Genomic DNA, 15,482 nt, shown 5'->3' with positions numbered 1-15,482 from the left:
GGATCATCCCTTTGATACTCGGCAACCTGTCAACCGTAGCATTCCATTTGGAATGCGTTAGGCCATGGCTTTGCGTCTCATCGTTTCCGATGATTTGCCCTTTTCGATTTGGTCTTCAACTGTACCTCTGTACCCATTTAATCCGCTACTATTTAACCATTATAGAGTAGTGAAAAATTACCTGTATATAGCGATAAATATGGTCTTTTGTCGAATTCAATAAAGAAAGATTAAGTCCAACCATTTTTTTACTTTATAGGTAAAAACAATTCATGAATTAGAACCTCCATGGACGTTGGATTTTTTATTTCGAATCGCAAGCATCTTTCTGCGTCCAGTTCCAACCCAAACAGCAGCTTCATCCATCCTAAAGCATGACGACTGAGTACCACTCCACTACTCCTGTAAATCTAAGATTGACGTAACGGTATAAACCCCCTATACTGACCATGATTCTCATTCTCAAAATAAGCTTGATTTAACCCAAAGAGGGCACAACAGATATGTTAAAAAAGAAACAAATTGTTCGTTTGATAGCGATCCTTCTGGTCGTTTGTTCGATTGTTTTAACATGGCAATGGTTTGATTCGAAGGAATGGCTCCGCGATGTAGGGCTGCTTTTCCATCAACCGAAGTGGCTGATTTTCATGATTATCGTCTACCTGACTTCCTTTCTTCTCAAAACGGCAGGCTGGCGAATCTATGCGGGACAAGATGTGAAATTCGCGGTCTATTTTCATGCCATTAGCTACAGCTTGCTCGTGAACCATGTGTTGCCGGTCAAGGTGGGAGATGGTGTTCGTACTGGCTTATTCATGAAGTATGGCGGGAAGTCATGGGAGGACGCACTTCATTCCGTAGCGGTTATGCGTCTGCTCGATATGCTGGTGCTTGCAGGTATTGGGGGCATCGGCATTGTCCGCATGGGTTTGCCATCTTCATGGATTTGGGTGACTCTGCTGGCTTGCGGCATCGTGTTTCTCGCGACCGCTCATTATTTGCCTGTGATTCGAAGAATCCCATTTGTCGTCAAACACTCATCCTATTTCCAGCTGAAAATGCTTTCGGGCAAAGGGCTCGTCATCCTGGGCTTCATTACGCTAAGTTGGGTGTTGGAAGCGGGTGTTATCTTGGCTGTTGTCCAAATAATTGGATTGCAACAGGGGAGTATTTCACTCGTATGGGCCAATAGTATGACGATTGCAGGACAAATCTTTCATATTACACCTGGGGGCATCGGCACCTATGAAAGTACCATGAGCGGTTCGCTCGTCTTACTGGGTGTAGATGGGAAAGATGCGTATAGGGCGGCGCTGTTGTCGCATACGTTCAAATTTCTTTTTGCCTATTCGTTAGGCGGCTACTCCCTACTGCGGATGCCTTTACATTGGCGAGAAATGAAAACCTGGATTAGCCGAGTTACGGGTCAAACCAAGTCACCATCACATAGCAAAGTGCGGAAGGAAGATTAATATGAAAAAAGCTTCATCCTTTGAAATCGTTGCAGCTCGCTGCTGGAACCTGTTGAACGAGGGAAAACCATTTACACCCATCTTCGTTGTCGGTGTGTTTTTACTTTACCATATCGGCGTATGGTCCGATCCTAGCTTTTGGATGGCGGCTGGTTTAGGCCTGCTCGTTACGCTTCCTCTATTTATGCTGTATTATTACTTCGATTTCCCGCTGTTTTTACGCAATTATTTATGGATGCCGCTTATTGCTGCACTTCTGATATGGGAACGGAACGATTTCTCTCTCTATTTGCTGGCAATAGGGTTATTTTTCTTTTTTACGATTTATTTCTGGGGCACGTTTTACTATCATTTGCGAATTGGTACGACATGGTGGAATTTCACACGATTCTGGAAGCTTGTCTTGAAGAACAGTGACTCGACCAGCGGCAACGCGCAGGAGCAGATGCCCAAGTTTTTGCTGCTGCTGTTCGTATGGACTCATTATTACCGTCAGTTTGAGGCAGGTGTTTCTGCTGATGTGGGCACGGGGCTGCTTTTTGCAGGAAGCTTGATGATTTACGCTTTCATTCTTCACCGCTACTTATTCGACTGGAAGCCGGTTGAAATTCCTACCTATACACGTGATTCAAGCGCTGTACAAGCCGGCGGAGAGGCTTTGAACCACAAGGTCATCGTCATCGTTGTAGATGGCATGCGCAAAGAGCGTTTTGAGGAAGCTGATGCACCCTTTATGAAGAAACTGCGAGCAGAAGGCACCGAATATGCGCAAATGGAGACCGTGTATCCGGCTCGTACGGTGGTCTGCTTCTCCTCCATGTTTACGGGTACCTATCCACGCGAGCACGGCATTCGCTCCAATATGGTTTGGAGGCTCGGTATTCGGGTTGAGAGTATTTTTGATTCACTGCGTAAAGTGGGGAAAAAAGGGCGTTTGCTTGGCATTGCTCACTTAATCGATTCCATGGGAGACGATGTAGAGAGTGTGACGGCCGTTATGCACAACGATGTTGCGGATCGTAACATTATGGAACGGGCTAAGAAGATTATGACGGAACAAAATCCGGACTTACTTGTTGCCCAATTGATTGGGGTTGACCAAACGGGTCACAGCCGAGGGGTTCTCTATGACGATTACACGCAGAAGATTGCAGAAGCGGATCAATTAATTAAAGAGTTCGTTGGCTGGCTGGAAGAGCGCGGCATGATGGCGAATACGACGCTGATCATCTGTGCTGATCACGGGCAGGCAGACGGCATTGGCGGACATGGACATCTCGACGAAGGCGAGCGTTACGTGCCATTCTTCCTTCACGGTCCCACCATCGAAGCGGGTCACCGCATTGATGAGAAGCATTCACTTGTATCCATGGCGCCGACGCTGGCTTACCTGCTGGGAGCACCCTTCCCGAGCCATAGTCGTGGACCTGTTCTAACGGAGGCGATCAAGCATCATGACTAAGAAGAAAATCATTGTATTCATGCCTGCACATAATGAAGAAGAGAATATCAGCGGGGTCATTGCCCGCGTTCCGAGAGATTTCCACCCTCAGTATGAGGTGGAAGTGCTCGTGATCGACGATGGGTCCAAGGACCGCACCGTCCAAGTCGCTCGCGAAGCGGGGGCCGACCACATGGTGTCGTTCCCGCACAATAAAGGGCTCGGCGCTGCGGTTCGCGAAGGACTAAAGCAATGCTGCCTGCTCGGCGCCGACATTGGCATCATGATCGATGCGGATAATGAGTATCCGCCGGAGCAAATCCCGGATGTCCTTGCGCCCATTATCATCGGGCGCGCAGACTACACCTTTGGCTCACGCTTCAAAGGCCACATTCAAGGGATGAAGCTGCATCGCCGCTTAGGCAACTATACCTTTACGCTGCTGCAGGCGATCCTGCTGCGCAGATGGATTTATGACGGCCAGTCAGGGATGCGCGGATTCTCACGCGATGCCATGGAAAATGCCGTCATTATCCATGACTACAACTACGCCCAGGTGCTCACAATTAATCTGGTTCGTCAGGGCTACCGGTTGGAGGAGATTCCGATTTCGTACCAAGTTCGGACCAAAGGCCAATCCTTTATCAAATTCAGACAGTATGTGTCTTCCGTACTTCCGGCGATTTACAAAGAAATGAGACGTCCCGTCTCGAAAAAAAGCAAAGTGACTCTCCAGATGCAACGAGATGAAGCGCGCATATGACACGTAACACGGTGATGTTGGTTCTTTTCGCAGCTGCGGTTATTGCCGGAGTGAGCTGCCTCAGTCTACTATACGTCAGCCCCTATGTGCGTACATGGGACGAGGTAGACTTTACGCTGGCTCTGCATCGATATGATTTACTCGCCATGCAGCCTCATTTTCCAGGATACCCCTACTTTATTCTGGGTGGTTGGTTTATTAACCGGTGGATAAATAATGCCGCAATGGCTTTATCCGTTTTCAATACCTTAGCGGCTATATGCTCCGCGATTCCTATGTTTTTACTAGCACATCGACTGACGGGCAGCGGCATCAAGAGCCTTTTACTGCCCGCGCTCGTATTAAGCAGCCCCTACATTTGGCTGATGTCTTCGCGTCCCATGTCGGAATGCGCAGGCATGGCCTTGCTGTGGTGGTTTCTTTGGAGTATCCGCTTTGTGATGGATCGACCGAGCTCAGCGCTTCGCCATGGAATAGCGCTGCTTGTGTTCAGCTTTTTGATGGGGACACGTCTATCATTCTTTCCTTATGGCTTAGCTTTAGTTCCGCTCTGGTATTCGCTTTGGCGACAGGGGGCGCACGGCTTACGGAGGTGGCTCCGGTTAGGAGGATCTATTCTGGCTGCGGGGCTGTTTCAGCTGATTTGGGTAGCTGGATTGGTGCTTTCCGAAGGAAACGTAGCTGGCTTTTGGAAGCTGTCCTTAGCTTTCGTAGAAGGCCATTTCTCTGAATGGGGCGGTGGTGTGATCGCATCGTCGATGCCGATGGGAGAACGAATCATTCAGCTCTTTGGGCATAATTTACTCGGCTCAGCCCTATTTGGCGGTTCCATGCTCATTGGCTTGTGTTTCGGAATTATGGTTGTATTGACTTGGGGGGTGCAGAGATTCGTCGCAGTTCCTATGGAGCTAAATAATGAGAACAGGCACTATCTATTCTGGTTGGTCGGCTGTGCTGCCCTATATACTCTATGGGCGTTAATGGGTCAGAATATTGAAAAACCACGACATATCGTTCCGGTCGTTGCGCCAATCTTACTTTTCTTATTTGTTTATATGATACGAATAGCAGATGCTGTGAAGGCATCAGATCATAAGTCACGATTGCTAAAAATAGCTCCGAAGATCGTGTACATTTTCCTCATAGGCATCATATCTGTACAAGTTATCTATGGTTCTCAGTTGTTGAAAAGGCAGGCGGTAGAGGAGCCGGCAGTCTATCAGCTGAATGACTATTTAAGCAGCTTACAGGAGCCTTTCATCCTATTTACATGGGAAGAAACGAGAGTCCTTCAGTATTTACAGGCAGACTATGAACACGAGCGCATTTATACGTATGGGTATTTTCAATCATTGGCAGGTGCCAATTCGGATCGTCGAGTTTTCCTTACGGATCACGTCGTGCAAGGCTTTGCACAGCAAGGGAAATCGATGGAGGAGCATCTGAAGAAAATTGCGGAGTTTACATCGGATCCGCTGTTTGATCCAGCGTATGGGCACATCATTTTATATGAGTGGGTTCGTTAAGCAGGTAAGCTATTAGTAGAGTAAAATAATGGTTGACAGTATTCCGGACAATGATTATCATTATCAATGACAATGAGAATCAAATTCACAGCAGGGGTGAAGATATGAAACGATGGCTACTAGCCGGATTGACTTTAGTTCTTGCGGCATTACTAATCCTGCCGACTTCCGCGCTGGCCTACTCTTACGGTGACGCGAATACCGAAGATGTCGCTGAGACTTTTAAACTGGTGCAAGCCAGTATTGGTGATGGGGCGAATGATTGGGGAGCTGCTGAAGGTGCCTATAAGGAGAGAAGAGCAGAACTCGTAGCGCACTTTGGGGAAGAAATCGGCACTACATTAGATGCAAATTTTAAGGCTAAAGACAATAAATTAGTCATTGCTAATTTTAAGGCCGTTCTTGTTATGAACTTGGATCGTCGGTTCACGTATGCCCTACAGGGACTCGAAGATTATGCGGAAGCTAAGCTTCTATTGGCCAAAGCAAAGGCAACCTATGATACCTTAGAGCCTTACATGGGATCAGGTAAAGCGGAGATTACTAAGGCATTTGATGCTGCTCTCGACGCACTGGGTAATCCAGGATTGTTCGGAGTAGGGAAGAAGCCTGTGCAGCCTGATGTATTTAAGGAAAAGGTTGATTTTATCTATGGGAAGGTAAAGCCATTATTTCCGTATAAAGCTTTCACAGCACCAGCGGCTACAAGTGTGCCGACACCTGCCGCTAAGACGGAAGAGACGCCAAAAACGGAGCCAGTAGTGAAGACGGAGGTTAGTCCTAAGTCAGAACAACCTGTTGCAGGGAAGGATGCTAAACCGACGGAGACGAAGGCACCTGATGCGGCAGCAGCTGTGGAAACGAAGGCACCTGAGCCAGCTGCATCCTCATCTGCAAGTCCAACTCCGACTGCGGAAGCTGCTAAGCCTACGGCAACAGTTGAAGCGCCTGCTACGGCTACAGACACAGCCAGCGCAGCTGTGAAGACTGAGCCTGCGAAAGAAGCAACCGCTCATGCAGCTATGCAGCGTACAGACAAAACGAATCCATTGGTCAGCGTTGCTGTTATCGGCGGGGTTATCGTTTTACTTGGCGGGGCCGTATGGTTCGCACGCAAAAGAAAGTGGATTTAACTTTTTGATCAACTAATAAATTGAGATGAATAGGGGAAACTTACCATGCGTAAATTTTTAGCTGTTGTTTTAAGTGCTTCAATTGCTTTATCCAGTGTAGTTACTGTTACATCTGTTGCTTTTGCAGAAAGCAAATTCCAAATCACCGAAGATCAAACGATCTCTGCTAGACTGCAATCTTTCACAGATATTAAAGCACTTTTTACAGATAAAACGGTTCTTGCTGATGTTAAGCAATTATACGTAGATAAATTCCAAACGGATGTCAAACGTCTGGATGTCAACATCAAAGCAGATGATCCTAAGATTGATACCAATATCTTGCTTGTTTTGGATGCTGCCATTAAAGGTGATCTGCAAGTTGGTCAAGCGGAAGAAGCAATCGACAAAGGCTTACAATGGTATTTCTACTTCGCGCTTCGTGATCTGATGAGCAACCAAGTTCGTCCTGCTTTGACGAAAGGTGACATTGCTGGAGCAACAGCTGCTTTCGATAAAGTCGTTCAAATTTATGAAGGCGCACTTCAACCAAATGTTGCAAAACGTGATTTGAAGTATAGCTTGAACATGGTTGCGCTTTTGAAAACTACAATTGAATTGATCCAAAAAGATATCAAAGACAACAACTTGAATGACTTTAACTTCCACCGTCAAATTCTTGACAAAACATTGATCAAAAATTACGCACTTGCTACGTATACATACGCTGAAAACGTTGGTTTGAAAGCAGCAGCTGACCAACCAACTGCGATCACAGAAGGCTACTTCCTTTACATGCCTGTTTACACCTACCTCAAAGGCGGAAGCCCTGCGGATGGCGACTTCGTGAAAAATGCTTTCGCTTCAGGCGATGCAAGCAAAATCAAAAAGGATGAAATCGGTGACGCGCTTCAACGCACTATGATCGGTAAAGTATCGGAATATTTTAACCAAATTTTGGTTAAACAAGAAGCTGGCGACCTGCAAGGTGCTCGTGGATATGTTGCTGAAGGTACTATGTTCCTTGCTAGCCAAGAAGTCTTCTTGGGTAAAGAGAAATATGCGGCTGCAAGTGTTTGGGCTACGAAATTAACAGAAGCTGTTGATAAATCAGATGTTGCCGCTACGAAAGAGTCTATTTTCGAAATCTTAAAGTTCCTCGTTGACAAAGATGGATCCAGCTTAAAAGTTGGCGACGTAGGATATAAAGTAAATGGCGCTGCTTACACTGCAGAGAACGCTCCGTTCATCAATCAAGAAAGCGGCCGTACATTAGTGCCAGTTCGTGTGATCGCTCAAGCTATTAACGCTAAAGTTGAGTGGGTTGAAGATACAAGAACTGTTGTTATTACAAAAGACGGTAAGAAAACAGAAATCACAGCTGGCTCCGATCAAGTTGTTGAGAATGGTAAAGTGAATGAGAAAATCAAATTGGATCAACCAGTTCTTCTGCAGAACGGCAGCTCTTTCATTCCATTGCGTGCAGTAGCTGAGTTGTTCGGTTATGGCGTATTCTACCAAAATGGTGAAATCACTATTCTTCGTTAATCATTTCGTTTAGGTTGGAGACACTTGTGCTGCATAAGCGCAAGTGTCTTTCAATGTTCAGATGTAAGGAAGAGAAAAGGAGGCAAGATCATGGATTTACAGGCATTTCTCATTACGTTTCGCGAAGCGCTTGAAGCCATTCTTATTGTTGGTGTTATCCTTACTTATTTAACTCGTATTGATGCGATCCATTGGCATAAATGGGTATGGGTTGGGGTGGTTTTGGCTCTAGTTGTGAGTTACGGCTTAGCCCTGGCTTTCCAGGTGTTATTAACCGGATTTGGTAGTATGGGTAGTCAGAATTACTTGAAAATAGGGATTATGCTCATCTCATCGGGTCTATTAACACATATGATTATGTTCATGGGCAAACAAAGCAGTGAGCTGCAAGGCAAGGTTCAGAGCAAAGTTGCGCATATTCTGACCATTGGCGGCGCCATTAATATGGTTGTTCATTCCTTTCTGGTTGTAGTGCGCGAAGGGGTGGAAACGGTGTTCTTCTTCGCTGCCATTACGGGAGGCGACATTCAGAAAGCACTTGAAAGCTGGGGCGCGCTATTCGGGCTTCTGTTAGCGGTAGTGGTGGGTCTTCTCTTTTTCAAAGGAACAAAGAAAATCCGTTTGGGTACGTTTTTCCGCATAACCGCCGTGTTTCTGATGATGATTTCTGCGGGACTGTTCGTTCAGGCCATTGGTATTATGCAGGATTTGGGGATCTTGGGTAGTTTATATCATACAGCAGGACATCAAATCGGTGAAATCTATAATATTACAGCCTTTATGCCGGAGCATCCCATCGATGGCGTACAATATCTCCGTGATTATGGGAAAGAGCCGCTGATTAACGGCCAAGTTGGTATTTTCTTTAAAGCTTTTCTGGGGTATACACAGAATCCTTCCCTGGAAGAATTCGTTGGTTACTGGGGATATTACTTCGTAGTATTCTTCCTACTGGCCGTTCAGAAGAAGCGTCAGGAACAGGAGCAAATACAGGAAGATAAAATAGCCGCTTAACAGATAAGGAAGAGACAATGAATGGATTGTCAACATGAGGAGCGAGGATAATGATGAAGATAGGAATTGTTGGATATGGTCATGTAGGCAAAGCGATTCATGCCTTATTCCCAAAGGCTGTAGTTTATGATGCGCCTCTTCAGTTGGGCAGCCAAGATGAGGTGAATGCATGTGACTTGGTATTCATCTGTGTGCCAACACCCTCGCTTCCTAGCGGCCAATGCGATACGTCCATTGTGGAAGAAGTTATTTTATGGCTGACGGCTAACGTACTTGTCATTCGTTCAACCATTCCCGTTGGCTTCACGGATGCAATGAAGGAACGAACAGGCAAAAGAATTGTGTTTCAACCGGAATATTACGGGGAAACGGTGGATCATCACTTCTCAGATCTGCGTCATCGGACGTGGTTCACCTTGGGTGGCGCATCTGCTGATGCTAGCCTCGTGATCCGTGCGTATCAACAGGTGTATAACGCGGAAGTCAGGATTCGGCTGACGGATGCCCGCACAGCGGAAATGGCGAAGTACATGGAGAATTGCTTCCTCGCTCTGAAAGTGTCGTTCTGCAATGAATTCTATGATATTGCTGGCGCTCACGGCATTGATTACAATGAACTGCGGGAAGTTTGGCTCGAGGACCCTCGAATCGGGCGAAGTCATACGTTTGTCTATGAGGATAACCGTGGCTATGGGGGCAAATGCTTGCCTAAGGATGTTCACGCACTCATCAGCATGGCGGAGGATAAGGACGTGAACGTCGATTTAATGCGATCGGTTCAGCAGAAAAATAGCTGGCTTCGTGATTTGACGGAGTGAGGTAAAAAAGAAGGCACAAAACCACTAGTAGGGGTCTTGTGCCTTCTTTTATTTTTAAAAACAACTCTTAGCGACTTTCACTCCTAGGGGGCGCCATCCGTAACATTTTTACGATACACCCGCTCGGGGCGTCCAACGACGCCATAAGTTAGATCGGCGAAAACTTCGCCCGAGGAGACCAAATGCTCCAAATAACGGCGTCCCGTCGAACGACTGACGCCAATTTCTTTGGCGATTTGATCTGCGGTCAACCCATCTGCCGCGGCAGAAATCGCCTGAACGATTTTGACTAGTGTTAATTTATCGATGCCTTTGGGAAGGTAGGAAACCTCAGAGCGGGAATCCTTCTTACCCGTTCCCGAAATGAGGCGATCCACATCGCTTTGATTGATAGAGCCGCTATTGTTAAGTCGATTCAATTCGCGGTGAAAGTCCAAATAACGCAGGAGCGTTTCCTGCAATCTGTTAAAAATTAGAGGTTTCATAATATAATCGAATGCTCCGCTGCGGACAGCTTCCCGTATGGCCTCGACCTCTTTGGCTGCAGTAATCATAATGACGTCGGTTTCTCGGAAATGTTGACGGATATAAGAGAGCATGTCTAACCCATTGGAGCCAGGAAAATAGACATCCAACAGCACTAAATTTGGCCGTAATATGTCTAGCTGCTCCTTGGCCTGAACATCATCGGTAGCGATTCCGACTACGTGAAAGCCGTCTACTTTTTCAATAAACCTTCGGTTAATTTCAGCGATTTTCACGTCGTCTTCGATGATTAAAACTTCAATGCTAGTTTGTTGGGGTTCCTGGATCACGATAAGGACTCCTTTCTGTGGACATGGGATGTTTCGGTATGGCGACGGTGAAGACCGTGCCGCATTCCGGATTTTTATGGAAAGTAATGTACCCGTTCAGCTTGTGTACAGCGTGCTGGACTAAAGCAAGACCAATGCCTCTATGCTCGCCTGCTTTGGTTGAGAAACCTTTCTCAAACACGGCGTTACCTAATTCGTCTGGAATACCGATACCGCAGTCCTCGCATTCGATAATCAAATCCTCACCAAGATCGGTTAAAAATAATTTTACATACGGCGCTGTCTGATCTTCGACTGCCAGTACGGCTTCCATCGCATTGTCAATCAAGTTACCGATAATGGTGACAAGCAAATTCCGATCGATTTCCTCTGGAATATCTCGAAATGAGCTTTCGCGGTCAATTTCAAAAGTTAGTTTCAGCTCCTGCGCATGATTGAATTTGCCAATCAACAGTCCCCCGATCATGGGATCAGGGATTTCAGTCATGATGAATTGCACCCAGTTCTGGTGCACATCAGATTCCTTGGAGATGAGATCGACAGCTTCCTGATAGGATTCCAGCTGGATGAGTCCGGAAATGACATACAGCTTGTTAGAGAACTCGTGCGTCTGAGCACGCAGCGCTTCTGCGAAGCGTTTCACCTGGGATAGCTCCTCGGCCAAACGGTAAAGCTCGGATTTGCTTCTAAAGCTTGAAACGGCGCCAGTGACACCATGTTTCCGGCTCACAATCGGCACGCGATTGACGATGACATCATGATCACCGATGAGCATTTCATGGTCGAACTCGGCTTCACCCGTACGTACCACCTCGGTCAGGCGGGTGTTCGGAATCACATCCTCAATGTGTCGGCCCGTGATTTTAGCACTGAGCGGTAGCTGCAGCAGCTGCAAGGCATAACGGTTTACCATCGTGATGATGCCATCTCGATTTACGGCAATAATCCCCTCGCGGATGGTTTGCAGAATAGCCTGTTTCTCGGTATACAGCTCGCCGATTTCCTTGGGCTCCAGTCCATGTATGGAGCTTCGGACGTTACGAGCGATAAGGATTGAACCGATCAGGCCAAAGACAAGGACGATAAGGGAGATCAGCTCGATACGTGATTGATAGGCATAGGTAATCGTATTGATATCCTTCGTAAGAAAGCCGACGGACACAATGCCGATCACTTTGCCTTGATCATCAAATATGGGCGCTTTACCGCGAAGTGAAGGGCCGAGAGAGCCGATGGCTTTGGAAATGATCGATTGTCCTTCGAGAACAGGACCATTGTCGCCGCCGACCATTTCTTTCCCGATTCGTTCAGGAAGCGGATGTGAGAAGCGAATCCCTTCACGGTTCCCGACAACGATGTACTCGGCATCAATTTTATCTCTAATTTTTTCAACGACAGGCTGGATGATCTTAGAAGGATCGGATGTTTGAAAAGCCTGACGAATGTCAGGCATATCAGCAACGGTTTCAGCGACCTTTAAGGCGCGTGTTCCGATCTGATCCTCGAGTGCCGTTGTCATGATGTAATAAAATATACTGCCTAAACTGATGATAACGATGGAAAGGAACGAACAAATAATTAAGATAAGCTTGGTTTGAAGCCTCATGTTCCACGCAAGCCTCCTATTTTTGTTTAAATTGTATCATAATGCGTTCTCATTTTGACTGTTATAGGGTAACCAGAACCGTGAACAATATGAACAAAATGGTCAAAAGGTTGTTATTACAACTAATCGCCATAAACTTCCCAATATGCACGTAGAGGTGTTATTCTGAAAGCGCTTCAAAGAAAGCGTATACAACAAAAACTAAAACCAATTATGGAGGGGTTTCATTTGATAAAACAACTTTTTTCAGCTTCGTGGAAAGTAACAGCGATTAGCATGCTTGCCGTAAGTTTGGCGGCTTGCGGCAGCAACACTGCTAAACCGGCTGCAACATCATCATCCGTACCAGCAGATAAAGCCAAAGAGACAACAGCTCCAGCAGCTGCTAAATCCAACTACCCAGAAAAAGCGCTTAGCATCATCGCTCCATCAGGAGCAGGCGGCGGCTGGGATATGACAGCTCGTACCATTGCTAAAGTATTAACGGAAACCAAAGCAATCGATAAACCCGTTTCCGTTGAAAACAAACCAGGCGGCGGCGGTACTGTATTTATGGCGGAATACGCGACCAAAGATGTCAAAGATAACTACAAACTTTTCGTCAGCTCGCCTCCAATCCTCATTAATCATTTGAAAAAAGAAGGCAACACGCCATACGGTTACAATGATACGACACCGCTAGCTCAATTGACGAAAGATTACGGTGCTGTTGCCGTAGCAGCAAACTCGAAATATAAAGATCTGAAATCGTTGCTCGATGATATGAAGGCAGATCCTACAAAGCTTACGGTTGCGGGCGGGTCAGCACCTGGTTCGATGGATCACTTGGTTTCGATTCTACCAGCATTCAAATATGGCATTGACCCGAAAAAAGTGAAATACGTGTCCTATGACGGTGGCGGCGAAGCCGTAACTGCATTGCTTGGCGGAAATGCTGACGTGCTTGGTACGGATGCTTCATCCTTGGATCAATACGTGAAAGCTGGGAAAATTCGCATTCTTGCTATTGCAGCACCATCCCGTCTTGGTGGCAGCTTGAAAGACATTCCAACCATGAAAGAACAAGGCGTTGATGCAGAATTCTTGATTTGGCGCGGTTTCTTCGGACCGAAAGACATGACGGCAGACGCGAAAAGCTATTGGGAAGCTACCATTAAGAAAATGGTAGAGTCCGATGCTTGGAAGAAGGAAATGGAAGCGAACAGCTGGCAAACGGACTACAAGAAAGCGGACGATTTCAAAGCTTTCTTAGGCCAGCAAGAAACTCAACTGAAAGATATGCTGACAGCGCTCGGTATGCAGAAATAAAACCTAAAGAAAAAAGGGAGAAGAGGAGATCTCTTCTCCCTTGCCCTTAGGGTAGGAGGCAGAGAAATGAATACTACGTTTGATCGTTATGCAGGCATCGCATTTTTCGCCATTGGCCTAGCATTTGTTATTGGTTCCTTAGGTATTTCAACAAGCGCTTATGGCAGTAATGTAGGGGCCAATATTTTCCCGATGATTTTGGGATCGTTCTTGTCCTTGATGAGTCTTCGTCTTATTTATGAGACTTTCCGTAGACAGCGTGCTGAAAAGGGTAAAGAAGATTTGGACTACAAACGATTTATCATTATTTTCATCGCCGCGGTATTATATGCCTATTTCCTTGAAGATATCGGGTTCGTGATCTCTACGTTCCTGTTCCTGATGATCGGTTTCCAAACGATGCAAAAGGGTAGAGTATGGGTTTCCTTGCTTATTGCTGCCGGCTTCTCTTATGGCGTTTATTATTTGTATGTGAATCTGCTGGATGGTTCGCTTCCCGGATTTCCAACATGGTTAGGGGGGGCATAAGATGAGTACTTTGGATTATGTGTTTCATGGATTAGGCACTGCGATGCAGTGGCATAATGTTGTTTTTGTATTTTTGGGCGTATTGATCGGCACGGTGGTTGGCGTGCTTCCCGGGATCGGTCCAATGAGCGGTGTAGCGCTCTTGATTCCGATTACTGCAACGATGACAGCTGGCTTAGGTCCTGAAGAAGCAGCGACGAGTTCAATCATTTTGCTGGCAGGGGTGTATTACGGGGCCATGTACGGAGGTTCCACGACGTCGATCCTGTTGAACACGCCGGGGGAATCGTCATCCGTCGTCACGACGTTGGACGGCTATCAAATGGCCAAACAGGGCAGAGCAGGGGCCGCGCTTGCGATTTCAGCAATCGGATCCTTCGCAGCAGGGATTATTTCACTAATAGGTCTAATTTTTCTGGCGCGTCCTTTATCCGCGGTAGCGATCAAGTTCGGACCAGCCGAATATTTCTCCCTGATGGTACTAGGCTTACTTGCGATCAGTGGACTTGCTGGTAAATCGATGGTGAAGGCCCTCATGATGACGGCATTCGGTCTACTGCTGGCGACTATCGGTATTGATAACGTGTCAGGAGTGGAACGATTCACATTCGGCATTCCTGAGCTGTATCAAGGCTTGGAATTCTTGACTGTTGCAGTTGGTACTTTTGCCGTTGGAGAGGTATTTAAAACAATTCTTCAACGCGAAGGAAACGATGGTGAGATTGCCAAAATCAATCGTATATTGCCGACGAAGCAAGATATGAAGGACAGTGCGGCACCTATTGCACGTGGTTCTGTGCTTGGCTTTTTCATCGGATTACTCCCTGGTGCGGGTGCTATCCTTGCTTCTTTCTTCGCTTATATCGTAGAGAAAAAGATTAGCAAAAATCCTGAAAAGTTCGGAAAAGGAGCCATCGAGGGAGTAGCCTCGCCAGAAGCTGCGAATAACGCTGCATCCGGTGGTGCGATGATTCCGCTTTTGACATTGGGGATCCCTTCCTCTGGTACGACGGCGATTCTGATGGGTGCTTTCATTATGTACAACGTCCAGCCAGGTCCTTTGTTATTTCAGGATCACCCTCAACTGGCATGGGGCGTCATTGCAAGTATGTTCGTTGGCAATCTCATGCTGCTAATTCTTAATATGCCGCTTGTTAAAGTGTTTGCCAAAGTGATTGAAACACCTGCGAAGTACTTAATCCCGTTAATTATCGTCTTTTCCGTATTCGGGGTGTATGCCGTACAATATTCGACGTTTGATTTGCTGCTCATTATGGGCTGCGGGCTTGTGGGTTACTTCCTATCGAAAAATGATTACCCTTTAGCGCCACTTGTGCTCGGTCTTATTCTGGGTCCGATGATGGAAAACAATATGCGAAGAGCGCTGACCATTTCCAATGGCGATTTCATGATCTTCTTGCAAAAGCCGGTCTCGCTCGTATTTCTAATTATCGGGGTGCTATGGATCTCCATTCCGTTAATCTTGAAGCTTAGAGGTAAAAATGTACTTGTGAACGAGGAAGGTTAAAAC

The 15,482-nt window shown here is 46.5% G+C and carries 13 protein-coding genes and 1 riboswitch; of the genes, 11 read left to right on the top strand and 2 right to left on the bottom strand.

The window, feature by feature from the left end:
• Window positions 1-17 precede the first annotated feature (17 nt).
• A riboswitch (cyclic di-GMP riboswitch) is annotated at window positions 18-109 on the bottom strand.
• A 394-nt stretch (window positions 110-503) separates the two neighbouring features.
• The 8 genes from AC58P7_RS19985 (at window position 504) to AC58P7_RS19950 (ending at window position 9,694) form a co-directional block, all read left to right on the top strand.
• Window positions 504-1,472: a lysylphosphatidylglycerol synthase transmembrane domain-containing protein gene (locus AC58P7_RS19985; RefSeq protein WP_497345922.1), complete on the top strand. Its 969-nt coding sequence runs from the start codon at window positions 504-506 to the stop codon at window positions 1,470-1,472.
• A gap of 1 nt (window position 1,473) precedes the next feature.
• Window positions 1,474-2,934, top strand: coding sequence for an alkaline phosphatase family protein (locus AC58P7_RS19980; RefSeq protein WP_497345920.1), 1,461 nt, complete (start codon window positions 1,474-1,476; stop codon window positions 2,932-2,934).
• The gene (locus tag AC58P7_RS19975; protein WP_497345918.1) at window positions 2,927-3,676 is read left to right on the top strand and encodes a glycosyltransferase family 2 protein; all 750 of its coding nucleotides are present in this window, start codon (window positions 2,927-2,929) and stop codon (window positions 3,674-3,676) included. Before AC58P7_RS19980 ends, AC58P7_RS19975 begins: the two co-directional genes overlap by 8 nt.
• Window positions 3,673-5,202 (top strand): hypothetical protein, encoded by a 1,530-nt coding sequence (locus AC58P7_RS19970; RefSeq protein WP_497345916.1) that lies wholly within the window; start codon window positions 3,673-3,675, stop codon window positions 5,200-5,202. The genes AC58P7_RS19975 and AC58P7_RS19970 overlap by 4 nt, the downstream gene beginning before the upstream one ends.
• Before the next feature lie 104 nt (window positions 5,203-5,306).
• Entirely contained in the window at window positions 5,307-6,335 is a 1,029-nt protein-coding gene (locus AC58P7_RS19965; protein WP_497345914.1) for a hypothetical protein, read from the top strand.
• Window positions 6,336-6,380: 45 nt separating this feature from the next.
• The gene (locus tag AC58P7_RS19960; protein ID WP_497345912.1) at window positions 6,381-7,862 is read left to right on the top strand and encodes a copper amine oxidase N-terminal domain-containing protein; all 1,482 of its coding nucleotides are present in this window, start codon (window positions 6,381-6,383) and stop codon (window positions 7,860-7,862) included.
• Window positions 7,863-7,952: 90 nt separating this feature from the next.
• Complete coding sequence (locus AC58P7_RS19955; RefSeq protein WP_497345911.1) at window positions 7,953-8,876, top strand: FTR1 family iron permease; 924 nt, start codon at window positions 7,953-7,955, stop codon at window positions 8,874-8,876.
• A gap of 50 nt (window positions 8,877-8,926) precedes the next feature.
• Window positions 8,927-9,694: a Rossmann-fold NAD(P)-binding domain-containing protein gene (locus tag AC58P7_RS19950; RefSeq protein ID WP_497345909.1), complete on the top strand. Its 768-nt coding sequence runs from the start codon at window positions 8,927-8,929 to the stop codon at window positions 9,692-9,694.
• A gap of 83 nt (window positions 9,695-9,777) precedes the next feature.
• Here the strand turns inward: AC58P7_RS19950 and AC58P7_RS19945 are convergent, their stop codons facing one another.
• Both AC58P7_RS19945 and AC58P7_RS19940 read right to left on the bottom strand, forming a co-directional pair.
• Window positions 9,778-10,506: a response regulator gene (locus tag AC58P7_RS19945; protein ID WP_497346012.1), complete on the bottom strand. Its 729-nt coding sequence runs from the start codon at window positions 10,504-10,506 to the stop codon at window positions 9,778-9,780.
• A complete protein-coding gene (locus AC58P7_RS19940) occupies window positions 10,484-12,115 on the bottom strand; it encodes an ATP-binding protein (RefSeq protein WP_497345907.1) in 1,632 nt (543 codons plus the stop codon). The genes AC58P7_RS19945 and AC58P7_RS19940 overlap by 23 nt, the downstream gene beginning before the upstream one ends.
• A 276-nt stretch (window positions 12,116-12,391) precedes the next feature.
• Here AC58P7_RS19940 and AC58P7_RS19935 point away from each other — a divergent pair, with 276 nt between their 5' ends.
• From AC58P7_RS19935 to AC58P7_RS19925, 3 genes are all read left to right on the top strand, one after another.
• Window positions 12,392-13,423, top strand: a complete 1,032-nt coding sequence (locus tag AC58P7_RS19935) for a Bug family tripartite tricarboxylate transporter substrate binding protein (protein WP_497346010.1) — start codon at window positions 12,392-12,394, stop codon at window positions 13,421-13,423.
• A 66-nt stretch (window positions 13,424-13,489) separates the two neighbouring features.
• Window positions 13,490-13,951, top strand: coding sequence for a tripartite tricarboxylate transporter TctB family protein (locus AC58P7_RS19930; RefSeq protein WP_497345905.1), 462 nt, complete (start codon window positions 13,490-13,492; stop codon window positions 13,949-13,951).
• A gap of 1 nt (window position 13,952) precedes the next feature.
• Entirely contained in the window at window positions 13,953-15,479 is a 1,527-nt protein-coding gene (locus tag AC58P7_RS19925) for a tripartite tricarboxylate transporter permease (RefSeq protein ID WP_497345903.1), read from the top strand.
• The last annotated feature ends 3 nt before the right edge of the window (window positions 15,480-15,482 follow it).

Source organism: Paenibacillus sp. J22FR5 (assembly GCF_059691975.1).
Note: the sequence above shows the minus strand (reverse complement) of the source record. Positions and strands in the feature narration are given on the sequence as shown.

Coding starts and splice junctions, on each gene's coding strand:
- AC58P7_RS19985 (WP_497345922.1), top strand. CDS start 504: ATGTTAAAAAAGAAACAAATTGTTCGTTTGATAGCGATCCTTCTGGTC.
- AC58P7_RS19980 (WP_497345920.1), top strand. CDS start 1,474: ATGAAAAAAGCTTCATCCTTTGAAATCGTTGCAGCTCGCTGCTGGAAC.
- AC58P7_RS19975 (WP_497345918.1), top strand. CDS start 2,927: ATGACTAAGAAGAAAATCATTGTATTCATGCCTGCACATAATGAAGAA.
- AC58P7_RS19970 (WP_497345916.1), top strand. CDS start 3,673: ATGACACGTAACACGGTGATGTTGGTTCTTTTCGCAGCTGCGGTTATT.
- AC58P7_RS19965 (WP_497345914.1), top strand. CDS start 5,307: ATGAAACGATGGCTACTAGCCGGATTGACTTTAGTTCTTGCGGCATTA.
- AC58P7_RS19960 (WP_497345912.1), top strand. CDS start 6,381: ATGCGTAAATTTTTAGCTGTTGTTTTAAGTGCTTCAATTGCTTTATCC.
- AC58P7_RS19955 (WP_497345911.1), top strand. CDS start 7,953: ATGGATTTACAGGCATTTCTCATTACGTTTCGCGAAGCGCTTGAAGCC.
- AC58P7_RS19950 (WP_497345909.1), top strand. CDS start 8,927: ATGATGAAGATAGGAATTGTTGGATATGGTCATGTAGGCAAAGCGATT.
- AC58P7_RS19940 (WP_497345907.1), bottom strand. CDS start 12,115: ATGAGGCTTCAAACCAAGCTTATCTTAATTATTTGTTCGTTCCTTTCC.
- AC58P7_RS19935 (WP_497346010.1), top strand. CDS start 12,392: ATGCTTGCCGTAAGTTTGGCGGCTTGCGGCAGCAACACTGCTAAACCG.
- AC58P7_RS19930 (WP_497345905.1), top strand. CDS start 13,490: ATGAATACTACGTTTGATCGTTATGCAGGCATCGCATTTTTCGCCATT.
- AC58P7_RS19925 (WP_497345903.1), top strand. CDS start 13,953: ATGAGTACTTTGGATTATGTGTTTCATGGATTAGGCACTGCGATGCAG.